The organism is Achromobacter xylosoxidans, assembly GCF_002192695.1.
GTDB lineage: Bacteria > Pseudomonadota > Gammaproteobacteria > Burkholderiales > Burkholderiaceae_B > Achromobacter > Achromobacter xylosoxidans_C.
On the sequence record NZ_MTLG01000110.1, the window covers coordinates 267,897 to 293,745 of the forward strand.

The 25,849-nt window shown below is 66.7% G+C and carries 24 protein-coding genes; 13 read left to right on the forward strand and 11 right to left on the reverse strand.

What is annotated here, in order from left to right; genetic code table 11:
- Positions 1-227 precede the first annotated feature (227 nt).
- Together BRO63_RS27045 and BRO63_RS27050 are read right to left on the reverse strand one after the other, a co-directional pair.
- Entirely contained in the window at positions 228-1,247 is a 1,020-nt protein-coding gene (locus BRO63_RS27045; RefSeq protein ID WP_088142731.1) for an NAD(P)H-dependent flavin oxidoreductase, read from the reverse strand.
- On the reverse strand, positions 1,244-2,065 hold the full coding sequence (locus BRO63_RS27050) for an IclR family transcriptional regulator (RefSeq protein ID WP_088142732.1): 822 nt from the start codon (positions 2,063-2,065) through the stop codon (positions 1,244-1,246). The genes BRO63_RS27045 and BRO63_RS27050 overlap by 4 nt, the downstream gene beginning before the upstream one ends.
- 80 nt (positions 2,066-2,145) lie before the next feature.
- Between BRO63_RS27050 and BRO63_RS27055 the strand changes: the two genes are divergently transcribed.
- From BRO63_RS27055 to BRO63_RS27085, 7 genes are all read left to right on the forward strand, one after another.
- Complete coding sequence (locus BRO63_RS27055; RefSeq protein ID WP_088142733.1) at positions 2,146-3,339, forward strand: iron-containing alcohol dehydrogenase family protein; 1,194 nt, start codon at positions 2,146-2,148, stop codon at positions 3,337-3,339.
- Between the two features lie 11 nt (positions 3,340-3,350).
- Positions 3,351-4,814 carry an aldehyde dehydrogenase family protein gene (locus BRO63_RS27060; RefSeq protein ID WP_088142734.1) on the forward strand — a complete coding sequence of 488 codons (1,464 nt, stop codon included), beginning with the start codon at positions 3,351-3,353 and terminating at the stop codon, positions 4,812-4,814.
- Positions 4,815-4,836: 22 nt separating this feature from the next.
- On the forward strand, positions 4,837-5,802 hold the full coding sequence (locus BRO63_RS27065) for a Bug family tripartite tricarboxylate transporter substrate binding protein (RefSeq protein ID WP_088142735.1): 966 nt from the start codon (positions 4,837-4,839) through the stop codon (positions 5,800-5,802).
- A 60-nt stretch (positions 5,803-5,862) separates the two neighbouring features.
- On the forward strand, positions 5,863-6,612 hold the full coding sequence (locus BRO63_RS27070; RefSeq protein WP_088142805.1) for an SDR family oxidoreductase: 750 nt from the start codon (positions 5,863-5,865) through the stop codon (positions 6,610-6,612).
- Positions 6,609-7,106 (forward strand): MaoC family dehydratase, encoded by a 498-nt coding sequence (locus BRO63_RS27075; RefSeq protein WP_054451838.1) that lies wholly within the window; start codon positions 6,609-6,611, stop codon positions 7,104-7,106. The genes BRO63_RS27070 and BRO63_RS27075 overlap by 4 nt, the downstream gene beginning before the upstream one ends.
- A complete protein-coding gene (locus BRO63_RS27080; protein ID WP_088142736.1) occupies positions 7,103-9,238 on the forward strand; it encodes an acetate--CoA ligase family protein in 2,136 nt (711 codons plus the stop codon). Before BRO63_RS27075 ends, BRO63_RS27080 begins: the two co-directional genes overlap by 4 nt.
- A 65-nt stretch (positions 9,239-9,303) precedes the next feature.
- Positions 9,304-10,050 (forward strand): citryl-CoA lyase, encoded by a 747-nt coding sequence (locus tag BRO63_RS27085; RefSeq protein ID WP_054451836.1) that lies wholly within the window; start codon positions 9,304-9,306, stop codon positions 10,048-10,050.
- A gap of 18 nt (positions 10,051-10,068) precedes the next feature.
- On the opposite strand, the gene BRO63_RS27090 is transcribed toward BRO63_RS27085, so the two are convergent.
- Positions 10,069-10,728, reverse strand: a complete 660-nt coding sequence (locus tag BRO63_RS27090; RefSeq protein WP_088142737.1) for a glutathione S-transferase family protein — start codon at positions 10,726-10,728, stop codon at positions 10,069-10,071.
- A gap of 325 nt (positions 10,729-11,053) precedes the next feature.
- Between BRO63_RS27090 and BRO63_RS27095 the strand changes: the two genes are divergently transcribed.
- On the forward strand, positions 11,054-12,103 hold the full coding sequence (locus BRO63_RS27095; RefSeq protein WP_088142738.1) for a hypothetical protein: 1,050 nt from the start codon (positions 11,054-11,056) through the stop codon (positions 12,101-12,103).
- A 54-nt stretch (positions 12,104-12,157) separates the two neighbouring features.
- Here the strand turns inward: BRO63_RS27095 and BRO63_RS27100 are convergent, their stop codons facing one another.
- A complete protein-coding gene (locus BRO63_RS27100) occupies positions 12,158-13,120 on the reverse strand; it encodes a LysR family transcriptional regulator (protein ID WP_143219517.1) in 963 nt (320 codons plus the stop codon).
- Positions 13,121-13,233: 113 nt separating this feature from the next.
- Between BRO63_RS27100 and BRO63_RS27105 the strand changes: the two genes are divergently transcribed.
- The 5 genes from BRO63_RS27105 (at position 13,234) to BRO63_RS27125 (ending at position 18,324) form a co-directional block, all read left to right on the forward strand.
- Positions 13,234-13,752, forward strand: coding sequence for a thiamine pyrophosphate-binding protein (locus tag BRO63_RS27105; RefSeq protein ID WP_256943419.1), 519 nt, complete (start codon positions 13,234-13,236; stop codon positions 13,750-13,752).
- A gap of 2 nt (positions 13,753-13,754) precedes the next feature.
- Positions 13,755-14,360 (forward strand): thiamine pyrophosphate-dependent enzyme, encoded by a 606-nt coding sequence (locus BRO63_RS27110; protein WP_088142741.1) that lies wholly within the window; start codon positions 13,755-13,757, stop codon positions 14,358-14,360.
- Positions 14,357-15,982 (forward strand): GMC family oxidoreductase, encoded by a 1,626-nt coding sequence (locus BRO63_RS27115; protein ID WP_088142742.1) that lies wholly within the window; start codon positions 14,357-14,359, stop codon positions 15,980-15,982. The genes BRO63_RS27110 and BRO63_RS27115 overlap by 4 nt, the downstream gene beginning before the upstream one ends.
- Positions 15,983-16,000: 18 nt before the next feature.
- Positions 16,001-16,978, forward strand: a complete 978-nt coding sequence (locus BRO63_RS27120; RefSeq protein ID WP_088142743.1) for a Bug family tripartite tricarboxylate transporter substrate binding protein — start codon at positions 16,001-16,003, stop codon at positions 16,976-16,978.
- A gap of 125 nt (positions 16,979-17,103) precedes the next feature.
- Positions 17,104-18,324 carry a hypothetical protein gene (locus BRO63_RS27125; RefSeq protein ID WP_088142744.1) on the forward strand — a complete coding sequence of 407 codons (1,221 nt, stop codon included), beginning with the start codon at positions 17,104-17,106 and terminating at the stop codon, positions 18,322-18,324.
- A gap of 14 nt (positions 18,325-18,338) precedes the next feature.
- Here the strand turns inward: BRO63_RS27125 and BRO63_RS27130 are convergent, their stop codons facing one another.
- The 7 genes from BRO63_RS27130 to BRO63_RS27160 all read right to left on the reverse strand — a co-directional run bounded on the left by BRO63_RS27130 (position 18,339) and on the right by BRO63_RS27160 (position 25,843).
- Positions 18,339-19,556, reverse strand: a complete 1,218-nt coding sequence (locus BRO63_RS27130) for a hypothetical protein (RefSeq protein ID WP_088142806.1) — start codon at positions 19,554-19,556, stop codon at positions 18,339-18,341.
- A 51-nt stretch (positions 19,557-19,607) separates the two neighbouring features.
- The gene (locus tag BRO63_RS27135) at positions 19,608-20,567 is read right to left on the reverse strand and encodes an LLM class oxidoreductase (protein WP_373557802.1); all 960 of its coding nucleotides are present in this window, start codon (positions 20,565-20,567) and stop codon (positions 19,608-19,610) included.
- Positions 20,568-20,665: 98 nt separating this feature from the next.
- Positions 20,666-21,289, reverse strand: a complete 624-nt coding sequence (locus tag BRO63_RS27140) for a glutathione S-transferase family protein (RefSeq protein WP_088142807.1) — start codon at positions 21,287-21,289, stop codon at positions 20,666-20,668.
- A 160-nt stretch (positions 21,290-21,449) separates the two neighbouring features.
- A complete protein-coding gene (locus tag BRO63_RS27145) occupies positions 21,450-22,862 on the reverse strand; it encodes an amidase (RefSeq protein ID WP_088142746.1) in 1,413 nt (470 codons plus the stop codon).
- The gene (locus BRO63_RS27150) at positions 22,859-23,866 is read right to left on the reverse strand and encodes an ABC transporter ATP-binding protein (protein WP_088142747.1); all 1,008 of its coding nucleotides are present in this window, start codon (positions 23,864-23,866) and stop codon (positions 22,859-22,861) included. The genes BRO63_RS27145 and BRO63_RS27150 overlap by 4 nt, the downstream gene beginning before the upstream one ends.
- A complete protein-coding gene (locus BRO63_RS27155; protein ID WP_256943415.1) occupies positions 23,863-24,933 on the reverse strand; it encodes an ABC transporter ATP-binding protein in 1,071 nt (356 codons plus the stop codon). Before BRO63_RS27155 ends, BRO63_RS27150 begins: the two co-directional genes overlap by 4 nt.
- Positions 24,934-24,949: 16 nt before the next feature.
- Entirely contained in the window at positions 24,950-25,843 is an 894-nt protein-coding gene (locus BRO63_RS27160; RefSeq protein WP_088142748.1) for an ABC transporter permease, read from the reverse strand.
- Positions 25,844-25,849 lie beyond the last annotated feature (6 nt).

The following is a 25,849-nucleotide window of genomic DNA, read 5'->3' on the forward strand; positions in this document are numbered from 1 at the left end:
CTTGCGTTGCGCTGGCGGATTCTTGGGTGACCCGCTTCATTATTCGCATTGCGAATTAATAATTCGTTTAATGAATTGATGATACTGCGGCCGCCGGGGCGCCGCAATAACGGTTGTTTGGTCGGTGGCTAGATCCGGCCGCGCAGGCGCATGAAAAATCCCTGCCGCGCGCAGGGCGGGGCAGGGATGCGAGGGATGTGGAACGGCCCGTTGGCGCGGGCGGGAAGTCAGGCGGAATCGACCATGCGCATGAAGCGCGCGCTGGCCTGCACGCATTCCTGCTGCAGCCGCCGGACGATGCTTTCGACGGGTTCGATGTTGCGGGCAAAGCCCACCGCCGGTCCCATGGACAGCATGCCTTCTTCGTGCTGTCCCGCCTGGTAGGCCAGGGCCTGAGTGCGCTCGCCGCTGATCAGTTCGCCGAAGTCCGTGTAGCTGTTTGCGCCGGCCTGTTCCAAGGCGGCGACCTTGCGGGCATTTTCGTTGTCGAGAATGCGCCAGGTATCGCCCAGGCTGCCGAGCACGGCGCGGGTGCCGTGCTCGCTGGTTTCGATTACGCGCTGCTTGTATGCCGCGTGCGCCGGGGTTTCCTGCGCCGGCGTGAAGACGCTGCCCATCACCACCGCGTCGGCGCCCAGGGCCAGCGCCGCGGCGATCTGCCGGCCGTGGCCGATGCCGCCGCCCAGCGCCAGCGGAATGCGCAGCTGTTCCAGGGCATAGGCGCCATTGAGGAAAGTGGGCAGCTGGTTGCTGCCGGGGTGGCCGCCTTCTTCCATGCCGACCAGCGTCACCGCGTCCACGCCCATGTTCTGCGCGGCGACGGCATGGCGCACGTGCGCGCACTTGTGGATGACGATGGCGCCGGCCTCGCGCAGCGCGGGCAGCAGCGGCGTGGGCGGCAGGCCCGCCGTTTCGAAGAGGCGCACGCCTTCGTCGAGCGCGATGCGCAACCGCGTCAGCATGGACTCATTGTTGGCCGCGCGGCGCGACAGCGTGAGGTTGACGCCGAACGGCAGGCCGCCCGTCAGTTCGCCGCAATCGCGCAGCGCCTGCCGGAAGTCCTGGTCCGTGCGCGAGCTGCGCGCGGTGATGAAGCCCATGCCGCCGGCGCGCACCATGGCCGCCACCAGCCGCGCATCCGACAGCCACATCATGCCGCCCAGCAGCAGCGGCCAGCGTATGCCCATCAGTTCGGTGATGCGGGTGGGCCAGCGTTGCGGAATGGCCGGAGGGCGAGGCTGGTTCACACGTGCCTCCCCATCAGCAGGATGGGCTGCAGTTCGTGCGCCAGCTGCCGCAGCGTGGGGCCGGCTTCGTCCAGCATCAGTTGACGGGGCAGCAGCGCCGCCGGGCCGCCGCAACTGACCACGTAGCGTTCGCCCGCAGGCAGTTCGATGGCGGCGGCCACCGTGTTGATCTGGTAGGCGGGGCGCTCGTGATAAACGAAGCCGCGCTCCGGATATTGGGCGATGGCGTCGGCGATGGCTTGCTGCTCCGCGGCGTCGCCGGCCTTGCCGGACGCGCGGGCTTCTTGCAGCAGGGCCTCGCGTTCCTCGGGCGAGCAGCAGGCCAGGTAGGCCCAGCCGATCGCGCTGTGGAACAGCGGGATGCGCGAACCCACGCGCAGATTCATCAGCAGAGGCGAATTCCCCTGGCAGCGCAGCAGGTAGACGATGCTGTCGCCGTCGCGCCGTCCCAGCGCCACCGCCACCTGATAGCGGTCGGCCAGCGCCTGCAGCATCGGCCGGATGACGTCCAGCGCTTCCTGTCCCGCCAGCGCCGCGCCGCCCAGCGCGATGGCGGCGATGCCCAGCTGCAGCTTGTCCTTGCCCGGCACTGCGGCGAGGAACCCGGTCTTCTGCAGGGTATGGCACAGCCGCCAGACCGTGGGCTGTGCCAGGCCGGTCAGATGGGCCAGCTCCGTCGTGCCCAGCATGCGCCGTTCGGCGCTGAAGCAGCGCAGGATGTCCAGCCCGCGGGCCAGCGCGGTGACGAACTGGCGGTCGGGTTCCGCGGAGTCTTCGGTGACGTCGTTCTTGGACGCGCGAGTCGAGGCTCTTGACATGGGCAAGCTCCTTTTTTATGATCAATTCACTAAATGAATTATAAATTCGCATAGCAAATTATGCAAGATCAGGAGGACGAATGAGCGGTCAGCAGGATTGTGCGCCACAGGCCCAGGGCGTGATGGCCTGGCCTGGCGTTTGCCATTGGGGCGGGGACGCCCTGGCCAGAACCTTGGCGGCCGCGGGCGCACGCCTGCGCCTGCCGCTGGTGGTGACCGATGCCGGCACCTGGGGCGCGGCGGGATCCGCCGTCGAAGCGGCGCTTGCCGCCGTGCCGGGACTGCAATGGCATGTCCATGACGGCGTGGTGCCCAATCCCGCCCTGGATCAGGTGCGGGCGGCGCTGCGCGTGGCGCGCGAACGGGGCTGCGCGAGCGTGCTGGCCGTGGGCGGGGGCAGCGCCATCGACGTGGCCAAGGCGGTCTACGCCTGCCTCGCGGGTGGCTTCGACGCCGACGAACTGCAGGCGCCGCGAGGACAGGCCTGGCTGAACTCTGCCGCCGAGGGCGCCGACCCGCTCTTCATCGCCGTGCCCACGACTTCGGGCACAGGCAGCGAAAGCAGCTCGGCCGCGCTGATCCAGGGCGACGACGGGCGCAAGCGCCTGTACCGCTCCCTGCGCGCGCGTCCGTCCCTGGTGGCGCTGCAACCCGAACTCACGCTCAGCCTGCCGTCGCGCCCCACCGCGCAGGGCGGCTTCGACGCCGTGCTGCATGCGCTGGGCGCCTGGATCAACACCGATCCTTCTCCCGTCGGCAAGGCCATGGCCTTGCAGGCCCTGCGCCTGTGCATGCGGGCGCTGCCCGACGTGCTGCGCGCGCCGGACAGCCTGCGTGCGCGCGCCGACATGCAGATGGGCGCCTATATGGCGGGGCTTGCCATCGGCATGAGCAAGGTCGATGCCGTGCACGCCATGTGCACGCCGCTGGAGTCGCGCGTCCACATGGCGCATGCGGAAGTGCTGGGTCCGATCTTCAGCGTGGTGGCGCGCCATACGGCGCAGACCGCGGCCGCGCCATACGCCGACGCCGCGCGCGCGCTGGGCATTGCCGCAACGGGCGATGAACAGCAGGACGCCCTGGCCCTGATCGAGGCGGTCGAGTCGCTGGCGAGGCTGGCGGGCATCCCTCTGCGCTTTGCCGGCTTGGCGCTGTCGGAGCAGGATGCCGCGCAGTTGGCCAGCCAAGCCATGCTGAGCGCGTCCATGCCCATCAATCCGCGCGTGCTCGCGCCTGAAGAAATCCAATCCCTATACCTGCAAATGGCCGCGTAAGGAGCGCCCGCATGGATGTCATTGATTCCCGCCCCTATGATCTGCTGATCGGGGAAAACTGGCGCGCCGGCGCCGAAGGCCGCACGTTCGATACCTGCAATCCGGCCACGGCGCAGGTGCTGGCGAGCGTGCATGAGGCGTCGGCCGCCGACGTCGATGCCGCAGTGCAGGCCGCGCACAGCGCCTTTGAAACGCACTGGCGCAAGACCACCCCGGCCCAGCGCGGCAAGCTGCTGCGGCGCCTGGCCGAGTTGTTCGAGCGCGACCGCGAAAAGCTCGCTTGGATCGAAACGCTGAACGTGGGCAAGCCCATCACGCATTCGCTGGATTCGCTCAAGGGCATGCCGGCGTCGCTGGAGTACTTCGCGGGCATCATCCCGGCCCTGCGCGGCGAGACCATACCGGTGGGCAATGCCGACGTGCTCAATTTCACGATACGCGAGCCGCTGGGCGTGTGCGCGCTCATCATGCCGTGGAATTACCCGATGACCCTGACCGTGAACAAGCTCGGTCCGGCGCTGGCCGCGGGCAACACGGTCATTCTCAAGCCCTCGGAAGTGACGCCGCTGTCCACCATGGCGCTGGCGCGATTGTTCGAGGAGGCCGGCTTTCCGCCTGGCGTGATCAACGTGGTCAACGGCCCGGGCGGCACGGTGGGCCAGCAGTTGGTTACGCATCCGCTGGTGTCGCGCGTGTCGTTCACGGGCGGCACGGTGACCGGCGCGCGCATCCAGGCGGCCGCGGCCGCGGACGTGAAGCGAGTCACGCTGGAATTGGGCGGCAAATCGCCGTTGATCGTGTTCGAAGATGCGCCGCTGGACAAGGCCGCGGCCGTGGCCGCGGGCGACATCATCAAGAATTCCGGCCAGGTCTGCATCGCCTGCACGCGCCTGCTGGTGCAGGATTCCGTGCGCGAGGAATTCCTCGGCCTGCTGCAGCAGCGCCTGGACGCCGTGCGCATCGGCTCGCCCGCGGACCCCGCCACCGAGATGGGGCCCTTGGTCAGCGCGGCCCAGAAGCAGCGCGTCGAAAAGTACGTGACGCTGGCGCAGGAAGAGGGCGCGCAACCGGTGCGCCACGGCAAGATGCAGCTCGAAGGCGACACCGCCAATGGCTACTTCGTGCCGCCCACGCTGCTGCTGAACTCGCATGCGCGCATGCAGAGCGCGCAGGACGAGATCTTTGGCCCGGTGCAATCCGTGATCGGCTTTCGCGACGAGGCCGACGCCCTGCGCATCGCCAACGACACGCGCTACGGCCTGGCAGCGGTGCTGTACACGCGCGATGGCGGCCGCGCCCTGCGCATGGCCCGCAGCCTGCAGTCGGGCAGCGTGGCCATCAACACCGGCCTGCGGACGTCGTTCGACGCGCCGTTCGGCGGCTACAAGCAGTCCGGCATCGGCAAGGAACGCGGGCTGGAAGCCATCTACGAAAACACCCAGCTCAAGAACGTCAAGTACGACACCACGATCTAGCGTGGCGCCCACAGGAGACAACATGAAGTTCATCGTCAAGCTGGCCTCGGGCCTGGCCGCCTGCATGCTGGCGGCCGGCGCGCACGCGGAATGGCCCGACCGGCCCATCCGCATGGTTATCGGTTTCGCGCCCGGGGGCGCTTCGGACATCGCTTTCAAGATGGTGCAGGACGAGCTGTCGAAAAAGCTCGGGCAGCCCGTGGTGCCGATCTACAAGCCCGGCGCCAACGGCAACATCGCCAACCAGGCGGTCGCCACGGCCGAACCCGACGGCTACACGGCGCTGTGGGCCAACGTCGGACCGCTGGCCATCAACACCTATCTCTACAAGGGTGTGCAGGTCGATCCGGGCAAGGCCTTCGTGCCGGTCACGCAATTGACCGATTCGCCGTTGGTGGTGGTGGTGCCGAAGTCTTCGCCGTTCCAGACCATGCAGGACTTGGTGCAGGCGGCGAAGAAGCCCGACGCGGGTTTGTCGTATGGATCCGCCGGACATGGCAGTTCCATGCACGTGGCGGGCGCAGCGTTGTCGCTGGCCCTGAACGCACCCATGACGCACGTGCCCTACAAGGGCAGCGCGCCTGCCTTGCAGGACCTGATCGCCGGGCGTTTGTCCTTCATGGTGGACAGCCGCTCGACCACCGCGCCCTTCATCAAGGAAGGCACGCTGCGCGCGCTTGCCGTCAGCGGCGACCAGCGCGTGGCCGACATGCCCGACGTGCCCACGGTGGCCGAGTCCGGCGTGCCCGGCTTCAAGGTGACGACCTGGCAGGCCGTGGTCATGCCGGCAGGCACGCCGCAGCTCATCGTCGACAAGTTCTCCAAGGCCTTGCGCGACACCCTGCAGATGCCCGAAGTGCAGGAGCGCTTCGCGCGCATCTACACGCCGCTGGTGGGCAGCACGCCCGAAGCCTTCGCGGCCTTCTGGGCCAAGGAGCGGGCCGGCGCCCAGGCTCTGGTGGAACAGGCGCGGCTGCAGGTCGATTGAACGCCGGGCCCGGGCGGGCCCGGCGCGGCAGGAACATTGAAACTCGAATGGAATGGCATCATGGATCTGGAACTGAATGGTTGCACCGCTTTCATCACGGGCGGCGCGGGCACGCTGGGCATGGCAATGGCCAGGCGCTTCGTGCAGGAAGGCTGCAACGTGGTGGTGTGCGACGCCAATGAAGCGGCGATCGAATCCGCCTGCGCCGAATTGTCTGCCTTGGGCGGAAACGTCCTGGGCGTGCGCGCCGACGTGACGAACAAGGACGAGGTCGGCCGCGCCGTGCAGCAGGCGGTCGAGCGCTGGAACAAGGTGGACATCCTGGTCAACAACGCGGGCTTCGCGCGCGACCGCTACCTGACCAAGATGTCGGAAGAAGACTGGCACGCGGTGCTGGACGTGACGTTGCAGGGGGCATTCCATTGCTCCCGCGCCGTGTTGCCGCTGATGATGGAGCAGCGCTTCGGCCGCGTCGTCAACATTGCCTCGCGCGCCCACCTGGGAAATCCGGGGCAGACCAATTACTCGGCCGCCAAGGCGGGACTGATCGGTTTCACCCGTTCGCTGGCGCTGGAGTCCGGCAAGTTCGGCATCACCGCCAACGCGGTCGCCCCTGGCGTCATTTCGACCCCGCGCATGCAGCAGCGCCCCGACTACCAAGAGCTGACCGAACGCGCCAAGACCAACACGCCGGTCGGCCGCCTGGGCGACCCGGCCGACGTGGCCGCGACAGTAGCCTTCCTGGCGTCGCGCCTGGCCGGCTTCACCACGGGCGAGACCGTGCACGTGACGGGAGGGCGTTACGCATGAGCACGCCATTCGATCTGGACGAACACCTGGGCCGCCGCCTGTACTTCGAGGACCTGGCGTCCGGGCAGTCCTGGGAAAGTCCGCGCCGCACGGTCACCGAAGCGGATGTAGTGCAGTTCGCCGGGCTATCGGGCGACTACAACGCGCTGCACACGGATGCCGTGTTCGCCGCCAGCCATCCCTTCGGTCAGCGCGCCGCGCACGGCATGCTGACCCTGGCGATTGCCTCGGGCCTGACCACCCGCATGCCTGTGTACCGTCTGATGGACGGCACCCGGCTGGCGCTGACCGAGCTGCGCTGCGTGTGGCGCAAGCCGGTGCTCATCGGCGACACCATCCATGTCGAATTGAGCATAGGCGAGAAGACGCTGTCGCAGAAGCGCCCCGGCACGGGTCGCGTGACCATGCTGCGCACGGTGAAGAACCAGAACGGCGAGGTCGTGGTGGAGTCGGAATGGACCACCCTGATGAAATGCCGACCGGAGGCCGCATGAGCGCCAGTCCTTCCCAGTTCGATCCCAACGTCCGCTTCGATGATCTGGTGGAGCTGACGCGGCCGCGCTCGGTCATGATCGTGGGCGCTTCCAGCAAGCCGGGCACGCTGGGCCACACCACCGTGGTCAATGTGCTGGAGCACTCGGATTTCGACGGCGAGGTGCACCTGGTCAACCCCAAGGGCGGCGAGCTGTTCGGCAAGCCCTTGCACGCCAGCGTGGATGCGGTGCCGGCGCAAGGCATCGACGTGGCGCTACTGCTGGTGCCGGCCGAATCCGCCGTCGCCACGCTGCGCGCCTGCGCCGACAAGGGCGTGCGCTACGTCATCGTGTTCACCGGCGGCTTCGCTGAACTGGGCGAGGCGGGGCGCACGGTCGAGGCCGAGATGCTGGCGCTGGCGCAGCGCAGCGGCATGCGGCTGTACGGTCCCAACTGCGCGGGCATGACCATGCTGGCGCCGCGCCTGGGCCTGACTTTTTCCACCGAATTCCGCAACGACGGCAGGACCGGCAAGCTCTCGCGCATCGGTCTGGTGACGCAGGGCGGCGGCCTGGGCCGTTCGCTCATGCAGGGCAACGAGCGCGGCGTGTGTTTTTCGCGCTGGTTCTCCACCGGTAACGAACTGGACCTGGACAGCGCGGACTTCATCAACTGGCTGGCGCGTGACCCAGGCACCGACTTGATCTGCACCGTGATGGAGGGCATACGCAGCGGCCCGCGTTTCATCGCGGCCGCCGCCGCCGCGCGCCGCGCGGGCAAGCCGTTGATCGCGCTGAAGATCGGCCGTTCGGATTTCGGCAAGAAGGCGGCGCAGTCGCATACCGCGTCGCTGGCCGGCGAGGACGCCGTCAACGACGCGGTGTTCTCGCAGTACGGCGTCATCCGCGTGGAAGACCTGGACGAGCTGCTGGACGTCGCCAGCCTGATATCGCGCGTGGGCGTGCGCCGCCTGCGCAATATCTGCGTGTACTCGTCGTCGGGCGGCGCGGGCGTGCTGTCGGCCGACAAGGTGGGCGAAGCCGGGTTGGCCATGGCCGTGCTGGCGGATGAAACCGTGGTCGAGATGGCGCGGCACGCGCCCGCCTACGCGGCCCTGACCAATCCCGTGGACCTGACCACCAAGGCGCTCACCGATCCGGATCTGGCGCGGCGCTGCCTGGCGCCGCTGTTCGCGGACCCGGGCGTGGACGCCGTGCTCTATCCCATCACCTCCAATTATTCGGCCAGCACCGAAGGACTGGTGCGCAACATGCTGGCGGTCGCACAGGGCGGCGCCAAGGCCTTCGTGCCAGTCTGGATGAGCAGCCGCCGCGGGCCGGCGCACGACCTGCTTATCCAGGAAGGATTCGCGCCGGTCTACAGCCTGCGCAACGCCATGCAGGCGCTCAAGCGCGTTAGCGCGTACGCGGACCAGACGGTAGACGAGGTCCAGGACGCCCCGCCCGCGGGCTTGCCGGCTGCCACGCCTGCCGTGCCGCTACCGTGCAACGAAGCGCAGGCCAAGGCGCTGCTGGCGCAGTACGGCGTGCGCGCACCCCGCGAATCCCAGGCAGCCACGGCGCAAGAGGCGGCCGCGGCGGCGCGCGCCATCGGCTTCCCGGTGGCGCTCAAACTGGTGGCCGACGGCGTGCTGCACAAGAGCGAGGTCGGCGGCGTGCAGCTGGGGCTGCGCGATGAAGCCGAAGTGCGCCAGGCCTTTGAGAACATTCTCGCGAACGCCGCTCGGCATCAGGTGCCCGCCGCGGCCATCCGCGGCGTGCTGGTGTCGGAGATGGTGGTCGACGGCGTGGAAATGCTGGTGGGCCTGCATCGCGACGAGGTCTTCGGCCCGGTGCTGAGCGTGGGCGCGGGCGGCGTGTGGGTGGAGGTCGAGGCCGACGTGGCGCGCTGCCATCTGCCGGCCAGCCGCAAGCAGATCGAGCGCGCGCTGGACCAGACGCGCATCGCGCGCCGCCTGGCCAGCCATCGCGGCCTGCCGGCGCGCGACAGGGCGGCCCTGGTGGATGCCGTGCAGCGCATCGCGGCCTTGTTCAGCACCCTGGGCGATAACGTGCAATCGCTGGAAGTCAACCCGCTGGTGGTGTTGGACGAGGGCCGGGGCGTGGTGGCCCTGGACGCGGTCATCGAATAGCAAGCAGGTCCAGGGGCTGTTCGCCATCAGGGCGGCCCCTGCACAAAAAAATACGGAGATTCAAGATGTTCGACAGCAAGATCGGAGGCGGCGACGCCCATACCATCCTGGTGCGAGGCCATGATCTGGTGCAGGACCTGTTCCAGCGCGATTTCATCGACGTGCTGGCCCTGGAGCTGTTGGGCGAGTTCCCCACGCCCCAGCTCAAGACCATGCTCAACCTGTTCCTGGTGAGCGCGACCGACCACGGCCTTACGCCCAGCGCCTTGTCGGCGCGACTGACCCTGCACGGCGCGCCCGAGGCCATGCAAGGCGCCCTGGCGGCGGGATTGCTGGGCGCCGGCAGCCGCTTCCTGGGTGTGATCGAATACGCCGCGCGCTTTCTGCGCGACGCCCTGCCCAAGCAGGATAGCTACACGGACGAGGAACTGCGCCGCTATGCCGAGGAATGCGTCGCGGCCAACAAGGCGGCCAAGCGCAAGATTCCCGGCGTGGGGCACCCGATACACGTGGACGGCGATCCCCGTTGCGAAAAGATGTTCGAGATCGCCAGGGACTGCGGCTATTACGGCAATTATTCGCGCTTTGCGGTGGAGCTGGCCGCGGCGGCCGCCCGCCAGTCCGGCCGCAAGATTCCGCTGAACGCCACCGGGGCCAAGGGCGCCATCGTGCTCGACATGGGCCTGACGCCCGAGCTGGGCAAGGCCCTGACGATGATCGGCCGTTCGGTGGGCCTGATGGCGCACATCATCGAGGAACAGAAAAATCCCATCGCCCAGAAGGTATGGGACATGGCGGCCGGCAACGAGTGATGCCCAGCCGGGCCGGATTCAGTCCCGGTCCGGCGCGCCCAGCGGGAACAGCGGCCGGTACGGCCGCGCTTCTTCCACTGCCCGCGCGAACGAAGGACGCGCCAGCAGGCGAGCCCGATAGGCGCGCAACGTTGGATAGGCGTCGGCGATACGGTGCGTCCAGTCGCCATAGAAGAGCGAGGGCGCGGCGGCGCAGTCCGCCAGGGTGAAGTCCTCGCCAGCCGCCCAGGTCTTGCCGGCCAGATGCGTTTCGAGCCATGCATAGGCGACTTCCAGCTTTTCCACCGCCAGGGCCAGCGCTTCCCGCCGCTTGTTCTCGTCGCCCGAGAGCGCGCCGCCTACCGCATGCTGCGTCCAGTTCATGACGTGCAGGTCGAAGAACCGGTCCAGGAAGCGCACCTGCAGCGCCGCCCTGGGATCGGCGGGCAGCAGGCGCTGCGGTCCGGGATGCTCCAGCTGCAGATGTTCGATGATGATGCTGGTCTCGGCGACGTTGCGGCCGCCGTCTTCCAGCAGCGGGAACTTGTGCAAGGGCCAGCGCCGCAGCCATTCGGCCGCGTGCTCTGGCGTGTCGGGACCGATGCAGCGGAACTCGAACGGAGTGCCGTTTTCGTACAGCGCGATCAGCACCTTCTGCGTGTAGGAGGAGAAGGGATGGCCGTAAAGTGCGAGCGACATGGTGGGCGTCTCCGGGCGGAATAGCGATGGACGACGCCTAGCGTCGCCGAGACGAGAAACAATCGCAACAAATAATTTCAAACCTTTTGTGTCAGCGATCGGAGCGCCCATGCGAGGCGGCGCGGCAGTACGGGGGGCCGCGGCCCCCGCCGTTACTGGCCTGGCGGCTGCGATGCATGGCCGGGCGCTTGCGCGGGTCCGCATGAGCGCCGGATCGGAGCCGGCCGGCGCGTGTTTCAGCCGCTATGCAAGGATTGCGATCTGGCCCCGAGCCAGTAGTATGCGCGCTCAACCGACCAATCCCGCTCATACCAAGGACTGATCCATGACCCTGACGCGTCCGCGACTTGCCCTGTCCGCCCTGGCGCTCGCGCTGGCCCTGTCGGGCTGCGCGCCTCATCCGTTCCTAAGCGCCGAAGGCACCAGAAACGATCCGCGCTATGCGCAGCTGCTGGACCTGATCGACGCGGCGCTGAAGGACGATATGGCCGTGGTGCTGGTGGCCGACATCATGCCGCATCGTTCGCTGAGCGACGCGTTGGAAATGACCAAATGGACCTCGCGCGTCATCTGGATGTACGAAAAGGACCCGCGGATAACTTTCAGCCGCGGCTTTCAGACCAACTCGCTGCAACGGGACAAGAAGACGACCTATCTGTTCCAGGCGTTCGAGGTGCATATCCTGCCGCCGGGCAAATATCTGCTGACCGGTGGCGACGACTACAAGCTGAATGCCTTGCTTGACCAGGTCGGCGCTGCGAGCGGCAAGGAGGGTTCGGGCCGCGGCGCCAACGGCACCGCCTATCTGTCGCCCGAGCTCTATCGCGAGTTCTACCGGGAAACCAACTGGCGCGACGCTACCTATGGCACCGAGACCAAGACGCGCACGGTCTGCACCGCCGTGCACATGGCTTCGGGCGCCTGCGTGAGCTGGGGCGAGCAGCAATACAGCGAGACCACGCAGCTCGGTGCGGCCGGCTACCGCGAAGAAACCGATTCCCGCGATATCCCTGCGATCAAGGTGCAGGCCCGCATCCCGCCGCAGCAGGCGCTGGCAAGTTTCACGCTCAAGGGCGGCCAACTGGTGCTGAGCCAGCGCATGCACCTGAAGACGCCGAGCTACAAGTACCGGCAGTCCGCCTGCCGCGCGGTCGATCCGAAGATGATCGAATGCCCGCTTGAAGATCTGACCGTCTACACGCGTCCAGCGCCCATGGAATTCACGCAGAAGTACATCGAGCGGCTTGAGAACGTAAGCGCGGAACACCGTCAGCTTCTGGCCAAGATGACACCGATGCAGATCACGCCCTTGGGCAAGCAAGGCATGGAAGACCCGATCTGGGGTGTGCCGCTGTCGCTGCGCAAGGGCAAGTAGGCGACGAGCCTGGGGGGCGCTGGAAGTCGTGACTGTGTTCCAGTCGCGGCCAGATTAGTCTATGGCCCCTTTGGGGGGCGACGACAGGCCCCTGAGGATCTCGAGCAATTCCTTGACAGGATGACGCATGGCTTCCGGGTCGCTGCGCGTAATCAACGCCAATGGCGGCATGGTGGCGCCGGGCCTTACGTCAAGAATGACCATTTCCTTGTTCAGTCTGGTTTCCTCCAATGCATGGTGCTCCCGCATTGGTCCGATGCTGCCTGGATCCAAACGAAGAAACGTCAACACCGTCAGCGTGGAAAGACATTCGATGCTGGGGTGAGGGGGCGTGACTCCCTCGGTCAGGCAGGCCGCTATGACCGCGCGTCGCAGCAGCGATCCGCGCGGCGGCAGGATCCAGTCCTGGTTGGCAAGCTGGGCCCAGGATACTTTCTTGCGGCGTGCAAGCGGGTGGGTCCGGGTCGCCACCACGCTGAGGCGGTCGCTGGCCAGCAGGTGGATCTGCAGCCTGTCCAGCCGTTCATTGTTGAACTCGTCCGGCGCTAGCGCGCCGACGATGCAATCGAGTTCTCCTCGCAGCAGTTCCGCGATCAAAAGATCGATCTGGAACTCGCGGATCTGCACCGCCAGCCTGGGCAGGCGTCGGCGCAGTTCCACGATGCCGGAGGGCAGCATGTTGGATCCCGAGAACGTTCCGATCCGGATCAGGCCTGACCCGCCGGATCTCATGATGGCAGCTTCTTCCTGTGCCGCGCCCAACCCCGCCATCAAGACATCCGAACGGCGCATCAGTTCAGCGCCGATGTGATTCGCGGCGATGCCGCGCGCCATGCGGTCAAAGAGCGGGCCGCCGAAGACCTCCTCAATCTCCTTGATCATGCGCGTTACGGCTGGCTGGGAGAGATGCATGCGCTCGGCGGCGGCGTGCACCGTGGAAACTTCCCGCAAATGGCCGAGCAGCTCCAGGTGACGGATCCTAAGGCGTTTGAGCAGGTTGGAATCAGCGTTTTCCATTATTTTCTCGATCCGTTTTTCGTATCGATAAATCAATTTATATGAATGGTGAATTATTGATCAGATTCCTAGAATTTGGATCACTGCGTAAATGAGACGACACCGTGACCGCCATGCCAGCCTCCATACCCGCCACCGCCATCGTCGAACGGCTCGACGCGCGCGGCTTTCACAAAATCGTGACCGTGCCGGACTTCGTCCAGCTCTCGGTCCATGACCTCATCGACAGGACGCCGCGCTTTCAGGTCGTCCGGTGCTCGGACGAGAACCAGGCCATCCACGTCGCGGGGGGGCTGCATATCGGCGGACACAAAGTCGCCGTGCTGATCCAGAACCAGGGTTTGCTCAATTGCCTGAACAGCCTGCGGGCCTTGGGCCTGGACGCGGGCCTGCCCATGCTGCTGATGATCGGCCAATTCGGCAGGGAGTTTTCCAATGTGGGGAATGACCCTGCCCAGTCGCGTCGCCGCGTGGTCAATCTGGTGGAACCCGTCCTGGACGTCATGGGCATCGACCATTGGCGCCTGGACGGTCCGCAAGATTTACCGAACATCGACACGGCAATCGACTCCTGCGCCGCTCGGCCGGGGCCTGTCGCAGTATTGATCGGCCACTACACAGCCTGGAACTAGCCATGAGCATTTCGACGCAAGACGCTTGCAAGATCATTCAAGAAGCCAGGGCTGACGCCATCGTGATCAGCACGATGTCCGCCATGCACAGCATGGACCAGATTGCCCCCGACCATGTCTTCGGCCTTTCATCGGTTCCGTTGATGGGGGGCGCGGCCGGACTCGGGCTGGGCTTGGCGCTCTCCTTTCCGGAGCGCAAAGTCATCATTCTGGACGGTGATGCCAGCCTGCTGATGGAACTGGGCGTACTTGCCACAGTGGCAGGCATGCGCCCGTCGAATTTCTACCATTTCGTGTTCGCCAATGGCGTGCAGTTCAATGGCGGCGCGAACCTGGCGGTGGCGGGAGACGGACGGATCGATTTCAGCGCAGCGGCGCTGGCCTCTGGCTACGCGGGCGCAGTCCGGTTCACGCTGGCCGAGGAGTTCCGTGCCGGCATAGGCACATGGCTTGCCGCGCCGGCGCCCGCGCTGATCGAGCTTGAAATTGAACCGACCCCGGCTCGATTCGGTCCGCAAATTGCGCAGCCGGAACAAGGCGATGCACGTTTCGCGCGTATGGGAATGGAAGCGCAGCGATTGATGCGCGCGCTGGGAACGGCGCAATGAACTCGCCCGAAATCGTGGATTATGTGGTGATCGGCGGCGGGTCGGCGGGTTGCGCCGTCGCGGCTGGACTGGCCAGGTCGGGCAAACACAGCGTCGTGTTGCTGGAGGCCGGCCGGGCCGACCGGAGCATCTGGACCAGGGTGCCCGCGGGGGTCGCTTATCTGATCCGCGACGAACGTGTCGTGAGGAAGTTCTACACGCAACCTGAAGCCCGTCTCAAGCATCGTCCGATCTATTGGCCGCGAGGACGCGTGCTGGGCGGCTCGTCCACCGTCAACGGCATGATCTGGGTGCATGGCGATCCCCTGGAATACGACCGCTGGCGCGATGAGTATGGCCTGTCTGGCTGGGACAACCAGTCCTTCAAGACCTACTTGCGGCGAGTCGAGAGTTTTCCGGCGGGAGATTCCGCCAGCCGCGGCCGACAAGGGCCGGTTGTCGTGAGTGAATATGGTCCGCGCCAGCCGCTCATGGATGCATTCGTGGCCGCCTGCGTGCAGGCTGGCATTCCGGCCAACGCCGACTACAACGGCTCGCACTACGAGGGCGTCGGCTACCTGCAGATGAACACCCGGCGGGGACTCCGGGTCAGCGCCCGCGACGCGTATCTCGCTTCGCTGCCGCGCGGGAGGGTATTGCACGTGATTACGGGCGCGTCGGCGGAGAAGATTCTGTTCGAAGGCAGTCGCGCATGCGGCGTCGAGTACAGCAAGGGCGGAGCGCGCGGCCGTCTCATGGCCGCCAAGGAAGTCATCCTGTCGGCGGGCGCGCTGCAATCGCCGCAGTTGCTGGAGCTTTCCGGCGTAGGTGACTCGCAGCGTCTGGCGGGATTGGGGATTCCCGTCCAGCATCATGCGCCGAGCGTGGGAGAGGGCCTGCGCGATCATCTTCATGTGCGCCTGACCTATGAATGCCGCAACGCGCGTACTCTCAATCAGATCGTGCCCAGCACGTGGCGTAAAGCGCTGATGGCCCTGCGCCTGGCCGCCTGCGGAGACGGGCTGATGAGCAGCGCGAGCGCCGTCGCTCACGCCTTGGTCCGTACCGATCCAAGTCTCCTGCAGCCCGACGCCAAGCTGCAGTTGCACTATCTTTCCAGCGTGGATGCCAGAACCGCAGGCACGCTGGTGCTCGACGACTTTCCCGGATTCTCCATCGGCACCTTCGCATTGCGGCCGCAGTCGCGAGGCTCGGTGCACATTGCTTCGAAAGATCCCGACGCGTCTCCCGTCATCCATGGCAACTATCTCGACCATCCCGACGATGTGCGCGCGACGCTCGGCGCGTTGAGGCTCGCGCGCCAGGTGGCCGCTCAGCCGGCGCTGTCGGAATTCGTCGTGCGGGAGACGAGGCCGGGGCCTGACTGCACTTCGGACGAAGCCTGGCTGGACTATGTCGGCTCGCTGGGCCAGACCTCGTATCACCCCATAGGCTCTTGCCGCATGGGAACCGATGCCGGATCTGTCGTGGATGAGCGTTTGCGCGTGCGGGGCGTTTCCTGCCTGCGCGTGGCGGATGCCTCGGTCATGCCGACCATGCCATCGGCAAACACCAATGCTCCCTCGATCGCCATCGGGGAGAAAGCGGCGGACATGATTCTGGAAGATGCAGTACACCCATAACAATCTTTGAGACAAACCATGAAAAAGCACATCAGAGGACTGATAGTTCTTGCGTCACTTTGCGGCGTCACGTTACCCGCATGGGCGCAGGGCAATGCGGCCTATCCCACGAAACCGATCAGGTTGATCGTCCCATCGCCCGCCGGCGGGGAGCCTGACACCCTGGCAAGACTGGTCGCCCAGCAGATGAGCGCCGATCTGCGACAGCCCGTCATCGTGGAGAACAAGGCGGGAGCGGGAGGATTGATAGGCATCGCCGCCCTGGCGAATTCCAAGCCGGATGGCTACACGATAGGCGTTTCGTATCAGGCGGCCTTGTCGTTGTCGCCGCACCTGCTGGTGAAGAAGCTTTTCGACCCCTTGAAGGACATTGCAGGGATCGGGCTGATTTCGGTTTCCGGCAACGCGCTGATGGTTCCCGCGAAGTCTCCCATATCTTCCTATGCGGAGCTGGTGCAGCGCGCCCGGGCCAACCCGGGAACGATGAATTTCGGTTCCTGGGGGGATGGCAGCGCCGGACACATCAGCGGCGAGATCATGAAGCGGCATGCCGACATCAGCATGCAGCACGTCGCCTACAAGGGATCAAGCGAAGCGCTGATGGGCATGTTGGGCGGCGATCTGGACGCGACGTTTGGGGGCTGGGCGCTGGCCTCCGCGCAGGCGAAGGCGGGGGCTGTCCGGATCCTGGCCGTGACATCTCCCGAGCGGGCCAGCATGTTTCCCGATGCGCCGACGTTCCGGGAACTCGGCATACCATTTGGCCTTAACTCCTGGTATGGCGTGGTTGCGCCCGCAGGCGTACCCGCGCCGATCATTCAGCGCCTGCAGGCTTCGGTGGAACGAGCGGTTGGCCAGGAATCAGTCGCGGCGAGCCTGAAGTCGATGGGGATGCAGCCACAGTCGTCCACTGCGGCTGAGCTGCAGCAGCGCATCAAAAACGACTATGAGGTATGGGGCAAGGAGATTTCCGCGGCGGGTATCAAGCCTCGCTAGCTTGCAAGCCCGCTTCCTGATCAGGAAAGGAACTGGAATTAGCGTTATCCTGCCGCCAGACTAGATCGTCGGCTGCCATGCCTACCGGGATGGCGCCGATGCCGCAACCGGCGAGGACTGCGCACTTGAAGCAAATCCGGCACTACCTGTTTGGCATCATCGTCTCCCTCCTGCTGGCGGGATTGCTGGCATTCCTGGGCATCGTGTTCGTGTCCACCCCGAACCTTGGCTGGGGTGCGCAGGCTTTGCTGAGCTATGGCGTGTTGTTCGGCGGGCCTCTGGCCCTGGTGCTGGCACTGTGCTGGATCGTCTACATGGTGCGCGATAAAGGCCAGGTGCCCGGGCGCGTCCATGCGTTGATGTTCCTGCCCACCGTGCTCGCGCTGGCCATCGTGCCCGTCAGCGACTCCATCGAACAGGGCAGGGGGGACCGCTTCCGGGCGTCGCACCCCGCGATCGAGGAAGCGCACGTCAATCTGAGCGGGCGCACCATCTGGACGGACAGGCGCGGCGGAAGCGTGTCTTCGGGCGCGTCGCCGTACCTGGAGCCCGGGTCGGTGGAGCAATACATGTTTTCGCGTTTCAGCCGCTATCCGAACCAGGGGCCGGCGGCCAGCGAGGCCTTTCCCTACGAAGGTGCGCGCCTGAAGGACGGCGTGGAGCGCTACGTGTATTCCAGCCAGGACGGAACGCCAGGCGCGTCGGTGCCGCTGAACCGTTTGCCCTATCCCGACCTGGGCAAGCTGCCTTCAGCGTCCTCGATGGACGAGGCGGCGCTGGTGGTTTATCACTATTACCACTATGCCGATCACGTCGAGGTCGCGCCGGGCATTGCGCGTTTCGCCGGCACGACCAACGACCGGATGGAGGCGGCCGGGATGCCCGGGTTGGCGATATTCGGCCTGCAGAACCTGACGCCACAGACCATCGCCCGGGTGGAGATCAACGGCCAGGCCTACGACATGGGCTCGTACGCGACGCGCAGCGTGTTGCGGCAGCCTTGCGATCCGGCGCGCGGCGGCAGCCCGGTGCTGCTCGATCTGGAGCAGCCCTTGCGGGTGCGTTGGCAGACGCTGGAAGAGCCTGGGTCCTGGCGCGAAGCGACGGTGAACGTCCCGGCCTTCAGCGCGGCGAGCAAGACTGATCCAGCCAAGGGCCTGTTGCGCGTGCGCCTGTACTTCCTGCCCGATGAGACGGTGGCAGCCGAGCGCTACCGGGAGATCCGTGTGCGCGGAGAACTCTCCGTTCGCGCCACCGGCTTGCCCGCCGCCGCACAAGCCCATACGGGCTGCGGCGGCGCGTATTTCGGCTACAACCCGCAGACCGTGAAATTGCTGGGCAACTGAAGCCAACGCGCGCGCTACACGTCTTCGATGCGCTGCGACGGCGCAAAGGGCGTACCCAGATTCAGCATGGCGTAGATCCGCTGCGTGAAACGCTGCCGCCGCGTGGGCCTGCCCATGCGCCAGCGCGTGTCCAGCCATAGCAGGGGCAGGGCGAAGCCCAGCCACACGATGAAGAAGACCGCCAGCAGGAAGATCGCCAGTTCGGGCAAGTCCTGCAGCGAGCCATCGTCCGATCCGGCTAAAAACTGCAGGCCGACCACCAACAACCAGGCCGTCAGCATCAACCAGCCTATCAGCTTGAGCAGGCGCGCGCGCTGGCTCATGCCCACGCGGATGGGCGTGTCCCTGCCTTGCTCGCCGCCGTAGTAGCGGTGGCACATGTAGCAGCGGCCGTCTTCCAGATTGCGCAGCGCGTAGACGGCGCGCCGGCCATCTTCGTGCGCGGGGGCCGTGCGCACCGCCAATTCGACGCGGTCGTCCTCGGCCAGGAAGGGCAGCGCGTCGCCGAATGCCTCCTGGGCGATCATCGCGTAGTCCACGCCGTTGACCGTGTAGCGGTAGATGCCATAGTTCGGCCCTTTGTGGACCTGGCGCATTTCATGCGTGAGGCTCGCAAGGTGGCCTCGGATATGTCCGATGGGCGGCTCGCCCTCGTCCTGCGTCGATAGCGGCTCCAGGCGCGGCGGCGTGGGCGGCGGCGCAGGCGTGCCGGCAGCCGGCCTGTGCTTGGGATCGAACAGCGCCTCGCACGCCAGGATCAGCGGGCGGTGGCGGCGGTTGTGCCAGAGGCCATGCAAGGCCGAGCCCGCCACCACCAGCGCCACCAGGGCGACGACCAGCGAGAAGACCATCAGGAACACGCGCGTGAGGCTGGCGATGCCGAGCAGCCACGCCAGCCACACGAATGCCGCGCAGACCGCGCCGCCGATGGCGGCCTCGCGCCAGCCGCGCCGCTTCAGGGTCCGGTAGTAGCGCGGCGGGATGGGCTCTCCGCGCGCTGGAACGGCCCAGGAGTAGACCGCCAGTCCTTCTTCGCCGTCCATCACGCCCACGCGCACGGGGATGCCCTGCTGATGCAGGCGCTGCAGCTGGTTGATCTGCGGCGCCTCCAGCCCGGCGGCGATCACGCTTTCTGTTCCAATGCGCAGGAAAGCATCGTGTCGCAGGAGCGGCACGGCGAGGCGAATCTGGGCAATGGTTCCTTCGAGTATGCGGGCGGAGGGCTGCGCCATGACGGGATGCGGGATGAAAACGGTCAAGCATAGCGCAGCGGCTTGCGTGAGCTACCAAGCGTCCGGCATGTTGGCCGGGCCTTGATGCGTGGGAAAATGCGGCAGCACTTCTTCCGTCAGTTCCTGCAGTACTTCCGCGGCGGGCCGTTGCGAGAACTGGATCCCGATCGCGGCGTGATTGACGCCGACCGCCTGCCATTCCTCCAGCAACGCGATCAAGCCTTTCCTGCCCGTGCGCAGCACGAAGCCATTGTGCAAGGGCGTGCGGGGATGGTCGGGATCTTCGGCCAGGTCCAGCCATTCATTGGTCATGTGCGGCCGGAAGCCGCCGTCGGGTATCTGGGCGCGCCAGGCGCGGATTTTTGCTCCCAGGCGTGTTGGTCCTATCGACGTATCCGTGGCGTCGGGATAGGTCAGCCAGCCATCGGCGTGTTCGGCAATCCACGGCAGAGACTGCCCCGACGAACCGGTGACGATGAGCGGAATGACGCCCGCGGCGGGCTTGGGCAGGAATTCCGCGTTGCTGAAGCGTCCCAGCGGCGAATCGATCTCCAGGCGTCCTGGGCGCATCAACTGTCGGAAGTACGAAACCGCCTCGGCGAAACGCGTTCCGCGCTCGTCATGCCGCAGCCCATAGGCGGGAAACTCGACAGGCCGGTCTCCCGACGCTACCCCCAGCACCAGCCGGCCGCCCGACAATTGGTCGATGGTGCTCGCCGCCTTGGCCAGGTCGATGGGGTGGCGCAGGGAAAAAATGGCGCTGCCCGTGGCCAAGGCGATTTTCTTTGTTTGCGCCGCCAGAAAAGCCAGGTAGGTGAACGGATCGAAGACCTGGCCGGCATCGCCGAAGGACGGGGAATACAGGGGAACGTCGCGCACCCAGATGGCGGCAAAGTCCTGCCGGTCGATCTGCCGCACCAGTTCCGCCTGTCCCGCAAGAACCGCCATGCTGCCTTCATAAAAGCGCAGCGGCAGGAAGATGCCCAGGGTCAGGCGGTCTGGCGCGAACATCCGCCGATAGCCGGGGTGCGCGGAAAAGGCGAGGTAGGACGCTCCCGTCGCGCCGTGGAGAGTGTGGGTGGTATCCATTTCGACTGTCCTTGTTTCGTTCAAGCGCCCGTTGCCGGCGCGGGCAGGGTGATGCCTTTGGCGACCGCGGGCCGGGCCGCCACGCGTTCGTGCCATGCGCTCAGATGCCGGTGATGGCTGAAATCGAAATCGATGATCCGCGCGATGTGGCTCCAGCCGAAATGCGCGATGTCCGCGATGGAATACGTGTCGCCGGCAAGGTAGGGATGCTCGGCCAGCCTGCGGTCCAGCACCGCGAGCGCATCCTCGGTCAGGCGCTGGTAGCGTTCCAGCGCGGCAGGGTTGCGCGCCTTGTCGAAGACCTCGAAGTTCACGCGCTGCCCGATGATGGGGCCGACGCTGCTGGAATGGAATTGCAGCCACTTGATCGCTTCCCACCGGCCCTGGATGTCAGCGGGTAGTAGCTTTCCGGTTTTTTCCGCGAGATAAAGCAGTATGGCCGCCGACTCGAACAGCGTGACGCCGGTGTCTTCGTCGGTCAGGGCGGGGATGCGGCCATGCGGGTTCAGCGCCAGGAAGTCCGGCAGGCGATGTTCGCCCTGCGCGATGCGCACGTGATGCAGGCGGTACGGCAGTTCCAGTTCCTCGAGGGCGATCGTGGCCTTGTAGCCGTTCGGAGAACTGTCGGTGTATAGGTTCAGCATGCGCTTGCTCATTTGAGGTTGGCTAAATTTTCAGGATCCGCTGCGATCCTGAAATTCTCCATTCCTCGCCAGAGCGAGTACAGCGATCATTTCTCGATGTTGAGTTTAGGAAATCTAAAATGACGGCGGCGCTTCTCCTGCAAATGCGCCGCGCCTTTTCCTATGCCGCGACAGATCCCTCTATCCCGAAGCGCTGCGCTGCCTGCAACAGCAGGCGCTCGCTGTCCGCGCGGCCCAGCAGTTCCAGGCCGACGGGTATGCCGCTCTCCGTGAAACCGATGGGCACGCTCAAGGCCGGCAATCCGGTCACCGCGGCAAGCAGGCCATTGCCGCCGCGTTGCGCTTGGCCCAGCAGTACCGGCGCGCCGCGCACGCTGGGATAGGCCAGCAGGTCCAGCTGGCCATGCTCCATGGCCGCCAACACCTCGTCGCGCAGCGTCTGGGCCCGTGCCAGAACCGCCAAGCGGCCGCTACCGTCGGGATCGCGCAGCGCATCGCGCTCGCGCAGCAAGGGCGCGACTTCGGGGTGGGGATAGCCGCCGTCCAGGATGTCCGCCAGGTTGCGCACGGGCAGCCCGGCGTCGCACAGGCAGCGCGCCAATGCATCGCGGAATTCATGGCCGGTGACGTTGGCGGCCGTCAGGCGCGCGTCTTCCAGAGCCAGTGCGACGGGCTGGACATGCGCGCCGTCGGCTTTCCAGCGGGCGAGAACCGCCCGGGCATGCCGGGAGACTTCCAGTTCCGCGGGGGCGGAACCGAAGAACGCGTCCAGCGTGCCTACGCGCCAGCCCGGGCTTGCGCCGCGGCTGCCGCCGTGCCGGCCATCCCAGGCTGCCATCACCGACCACAGGATTGCGAGATCCGCATGGCTGCGGGTCATGGGGCCGACCGTGTCCAGCGTCGGCGACAGCGGCACCACGCCGGCGTTGCTGTAGCGTCCGGCCGTGGGGCGCAGGCCCCATACCTGGTTGAAGGCTGCGGGGATGCGGATCGAACCGCTGGTGTCGGTGCCTATTGCGGCCGCCGCGAAGCTGGACGCCACGGCGACGGCGCTGCCGCCGCTGGATCCGCCAGGCACGCGCGCGGCGTCGTAGGCGTTGCGCGTGCGGCCGGATAGTGAAGAAACGTTGGTGATGCCGCAGGCCAGTTCGTGCAGCGTGGTCTTGCCCAGCACGACGGCGCCGGCTTCGCGCAGCCGACGCACGACCTCGGCATCGCGCCGCGGCCGGCGTGCGGCCAGCGCGAGCGAGCCCGCGGTGGCGGGCATGCCCGCGGCATCGATGTTGTCCTTGAGCAGAAGGGGAACGCCATGCAACGGTCCCAGCGCCGCCCCGAGCTGCCTTTCCCTATCCCGATCGGCGGCCTCGGCCAGCGCCTGGCTGTTCAGCGCGATGACCGCGTTGAGCGCAGGCCCGGCCTGGTCGTGCGCCGCGATGCGCGCCAGGTAGGCGCGCACCAGGTCCATGGCGCTGAGCGAGCCTGCCGCCATGGCCGCCCGCAGCTCGGCAATGCCGCGGCCAAAGACCGGGTCGAGGCCAGGCAGGGGACCCGCCAGCAGGCGCGGCGCGCTCATCGGAAGTGGCACGCCATCCAGTGCTGCCCGGCGTCCGAGCCGTCAGGCCGCTGGGTCAGGGCAGGCTGCTTCTCTTTGCACAGGGGCTGCGCCAGCGGGCAGCGCGTGTGGAAGCGGCAGCCGCTGGGCGGATTTGCCGGGCTGGGCGGATCGCCTTGCAGCAGCTTGCGCTGCGCGGGCTTGTGCGGATCCGGAACCGGCACCGCGGACAGCAGGATCTCGGTGTAGGGATGCAGCGGACGCGAGAACAGCGTGTCGCGGTCGGCGACCTCGACGATGCGGCCCAGGTACATCACCGCGACCCGATGGCTGATGTGGCGCACTACCGCCAGGTCATGCGCCACGAACAGGTAGGCGATGCCCATTTCTTCCTGCAGGTCCATCAGCAGGTTGATCACCTGCGCCTGCACCGACACGTCCAGCGCGGACACGGGCTCGTCGCACACGATCAGCTTGGGCCGCAGGGCCAGCGCGCGCGCGATGCCCAGGCGCTGCCGCTGGCCGCCGGAGAACTCATGGGGGAACTTCTTCATCGCCTCCGGACGCAGGCCCACCTTGGAGAACAGCCAGGCGATCTCGTCGGCGCGGGCGCGGCCGCCCGAGGCCGGGAAGTTCTGCAGCGGTTCGCCGACGATGTCGCCTGCCGTCAGCCGGGGATTCAGCGACGCGTACGGGTCCTGGAAGATGATCTGCATGTCGCGCCGGCGGCTGCGCATCTGCTCGGCCGACAGCGCCAGGATTTCCTCGCCTTCCAGCCGCACGGATCCCGAGGTCGGCTGGATCAGGCGCAGCACGGATTTTCCGGTGGTGGTCTTGCCGCAGCCGGATTCGCCCACCAAGGCCAGGGTCTCGCCCTTGGCCACGGAAAAGGACACGCCGTCCACGGCCTGGATGACCTTGCGGCGCGGCTTGAACCAGCCGCCCGCGCCGGGGTAGTGCATTTTCAGGTCGCGCACTTCCAGCAAGGGCGTGGCCGGGGCGGCGGGCTGGTTGCGGGCGCTCATGCTTGGACTCCAGTGAGGGCGGCGCCAGGCGTCGCGGAAGCGGCCGCCTGCGGGGCAGGTTGCGCGGCGACGCGCACCGCTTCGTGACAGGCCACCACGTGGTCGCTGCCATGTTCCATCAGTTGCGGCGCTTCGGTGCGGCAACGTTCGGTGGCGTAGGCGCAGCGCGGCGCGAAGCTGCAGCCCTTGCCCAGCTCGCTGGGCGCGGGCACCATGCCAGGGATCTCGGCCAGCCGCTGCGTCGAGGTGTTCATCGAGGGCATCGATGCCATCAGCGCTCGCGTGTACGGGTGCAAGGGGCGGTCGAACAGCTCGGTGACGGGCGCTTCTTCCACCTTGCGGCCGGCGTACATCACCGCCACGCGATCACAGCATTCGGCCACCACGCCCAGGTCGTGGGTGATCAGCACGATGCCCATGCCCAGGCTTTGCTGCAGGCTGCGCAGCAGGTCCACGATCTGCGCCTGGATGGTCACGTCCAGCGCCGTGGTCGGCTCGTCGGCGATCAGCACCTCGGGATTACAGGCCAGGGCCAGCGCGATCATCACGCGCTGCCGCATGCCGCCGGACAGCTGGTACGGATACTCGTGCACGCGCCGTTCGGGTTCGGCGATCTGCACCAGGCGCAGCATTTCCTCGGCGCGGCGGTAGGCCTCGCGGCGGCCGAGCTTCTGGTGCAGCATGACCGTTTCCGCGATCTGCCGGCCCACCGTCAGCACGGGGTTCAACGAGGTCATCGGCTCCTGGAAGATCATCGAGATCCGGTTGCCGCGGATCTGGCGCATCTGTTTTTCGGTCAGGCCCAGCAGGTCGGTGCCGCGATAGCGGATCTGGCCGCCGGCATAGCGCCCGGGCGGCGTCGGGATCAGCCGCAGGATGGACAGCGCGGTGACGCTCTTGCCGCAGCCGGACTCGCCGACCACGCCCAGCGTGCGGCCAGCCCGCACCTGGTAGGACACGCCGTCCACCGAACGCACGGTGCCGGACACGGTATCGAAGTAGGTGCGCAGGTTGTCGACTTCGAGCAGCACGTCGCCCGGGGCGACGGCGGCGGGGGATATAGCCATGGCGTGCTCCCAGGTCTTAGCGTTGATTGGCCAGGCGGGGGTCGAGCGCGTCGCGCAGGCCGTCGCCCATCAGGTTGATCGCCAGCACGGTGATGGCCAGCAGGATGCCTGGGTACAGGATGGTGTAGAACGCCACCGCCACGTAGTTGCGGGCGTCGGCCATCATGTTGCCCCAGCTGGGCACCTGGGCCGGCACGCCTACGCCCAGGAACGACAGCACCGCCTCGGTCAGCACCGCGGTGGCGGCGATGAACGTGGCCTGCACCACCAGCGGCGTCACCATGTTGGGCAGCACGTGGCGGCGCAGGATCACCGGCAGGCGCGTGCCTATGGCGTGGGCGGCCTCGACGTAGAGCTGTTCGCGCAGCGTCAACGCCAGGGACCGCACCAGGCGCACCACGCGCGGCACCTGCGGGATCGCGATGGCGATGATCACCGTGGTCAGGCTGGCGCGGATCACTGCCATCAAGGCGATGGCCAGCAGGATGTCGGGGATGGCCATCATGCCGTCCATGATGCGCATGATGATGGCGTCGGCCCAGCGCACGAAGCCCGCCAGCAGGCCCAGCACCACGCCGACCGCCGTGGCGATCAGCGCCACCACGATGGCGACGACGAGCGACACGCGGCCGCCCCAGACCACGCGGCTGAATACGTCTCGGCCCAGCGCGTCGGTGCCGAAGTAATGCTCGGCCGACGGCGGCTTCATGCGTTGCAGCGGATTGATGTTGATGGGGTTGTGCGTGGCGATCCAGGGCGCGGCGGCTGCCAGCGTCGCCACGATCAGCAACAGCGCCAGGCCCAGGATCAAGGTGGGGTGCTTGCGTATCCAGCGCCAGCGGCGGCCGCTGGCGCTCAGCGCCTCGTGCAGCACCACGGGCGGGCTGGTGGAAATAGAGCTTTCTGACATGATTCT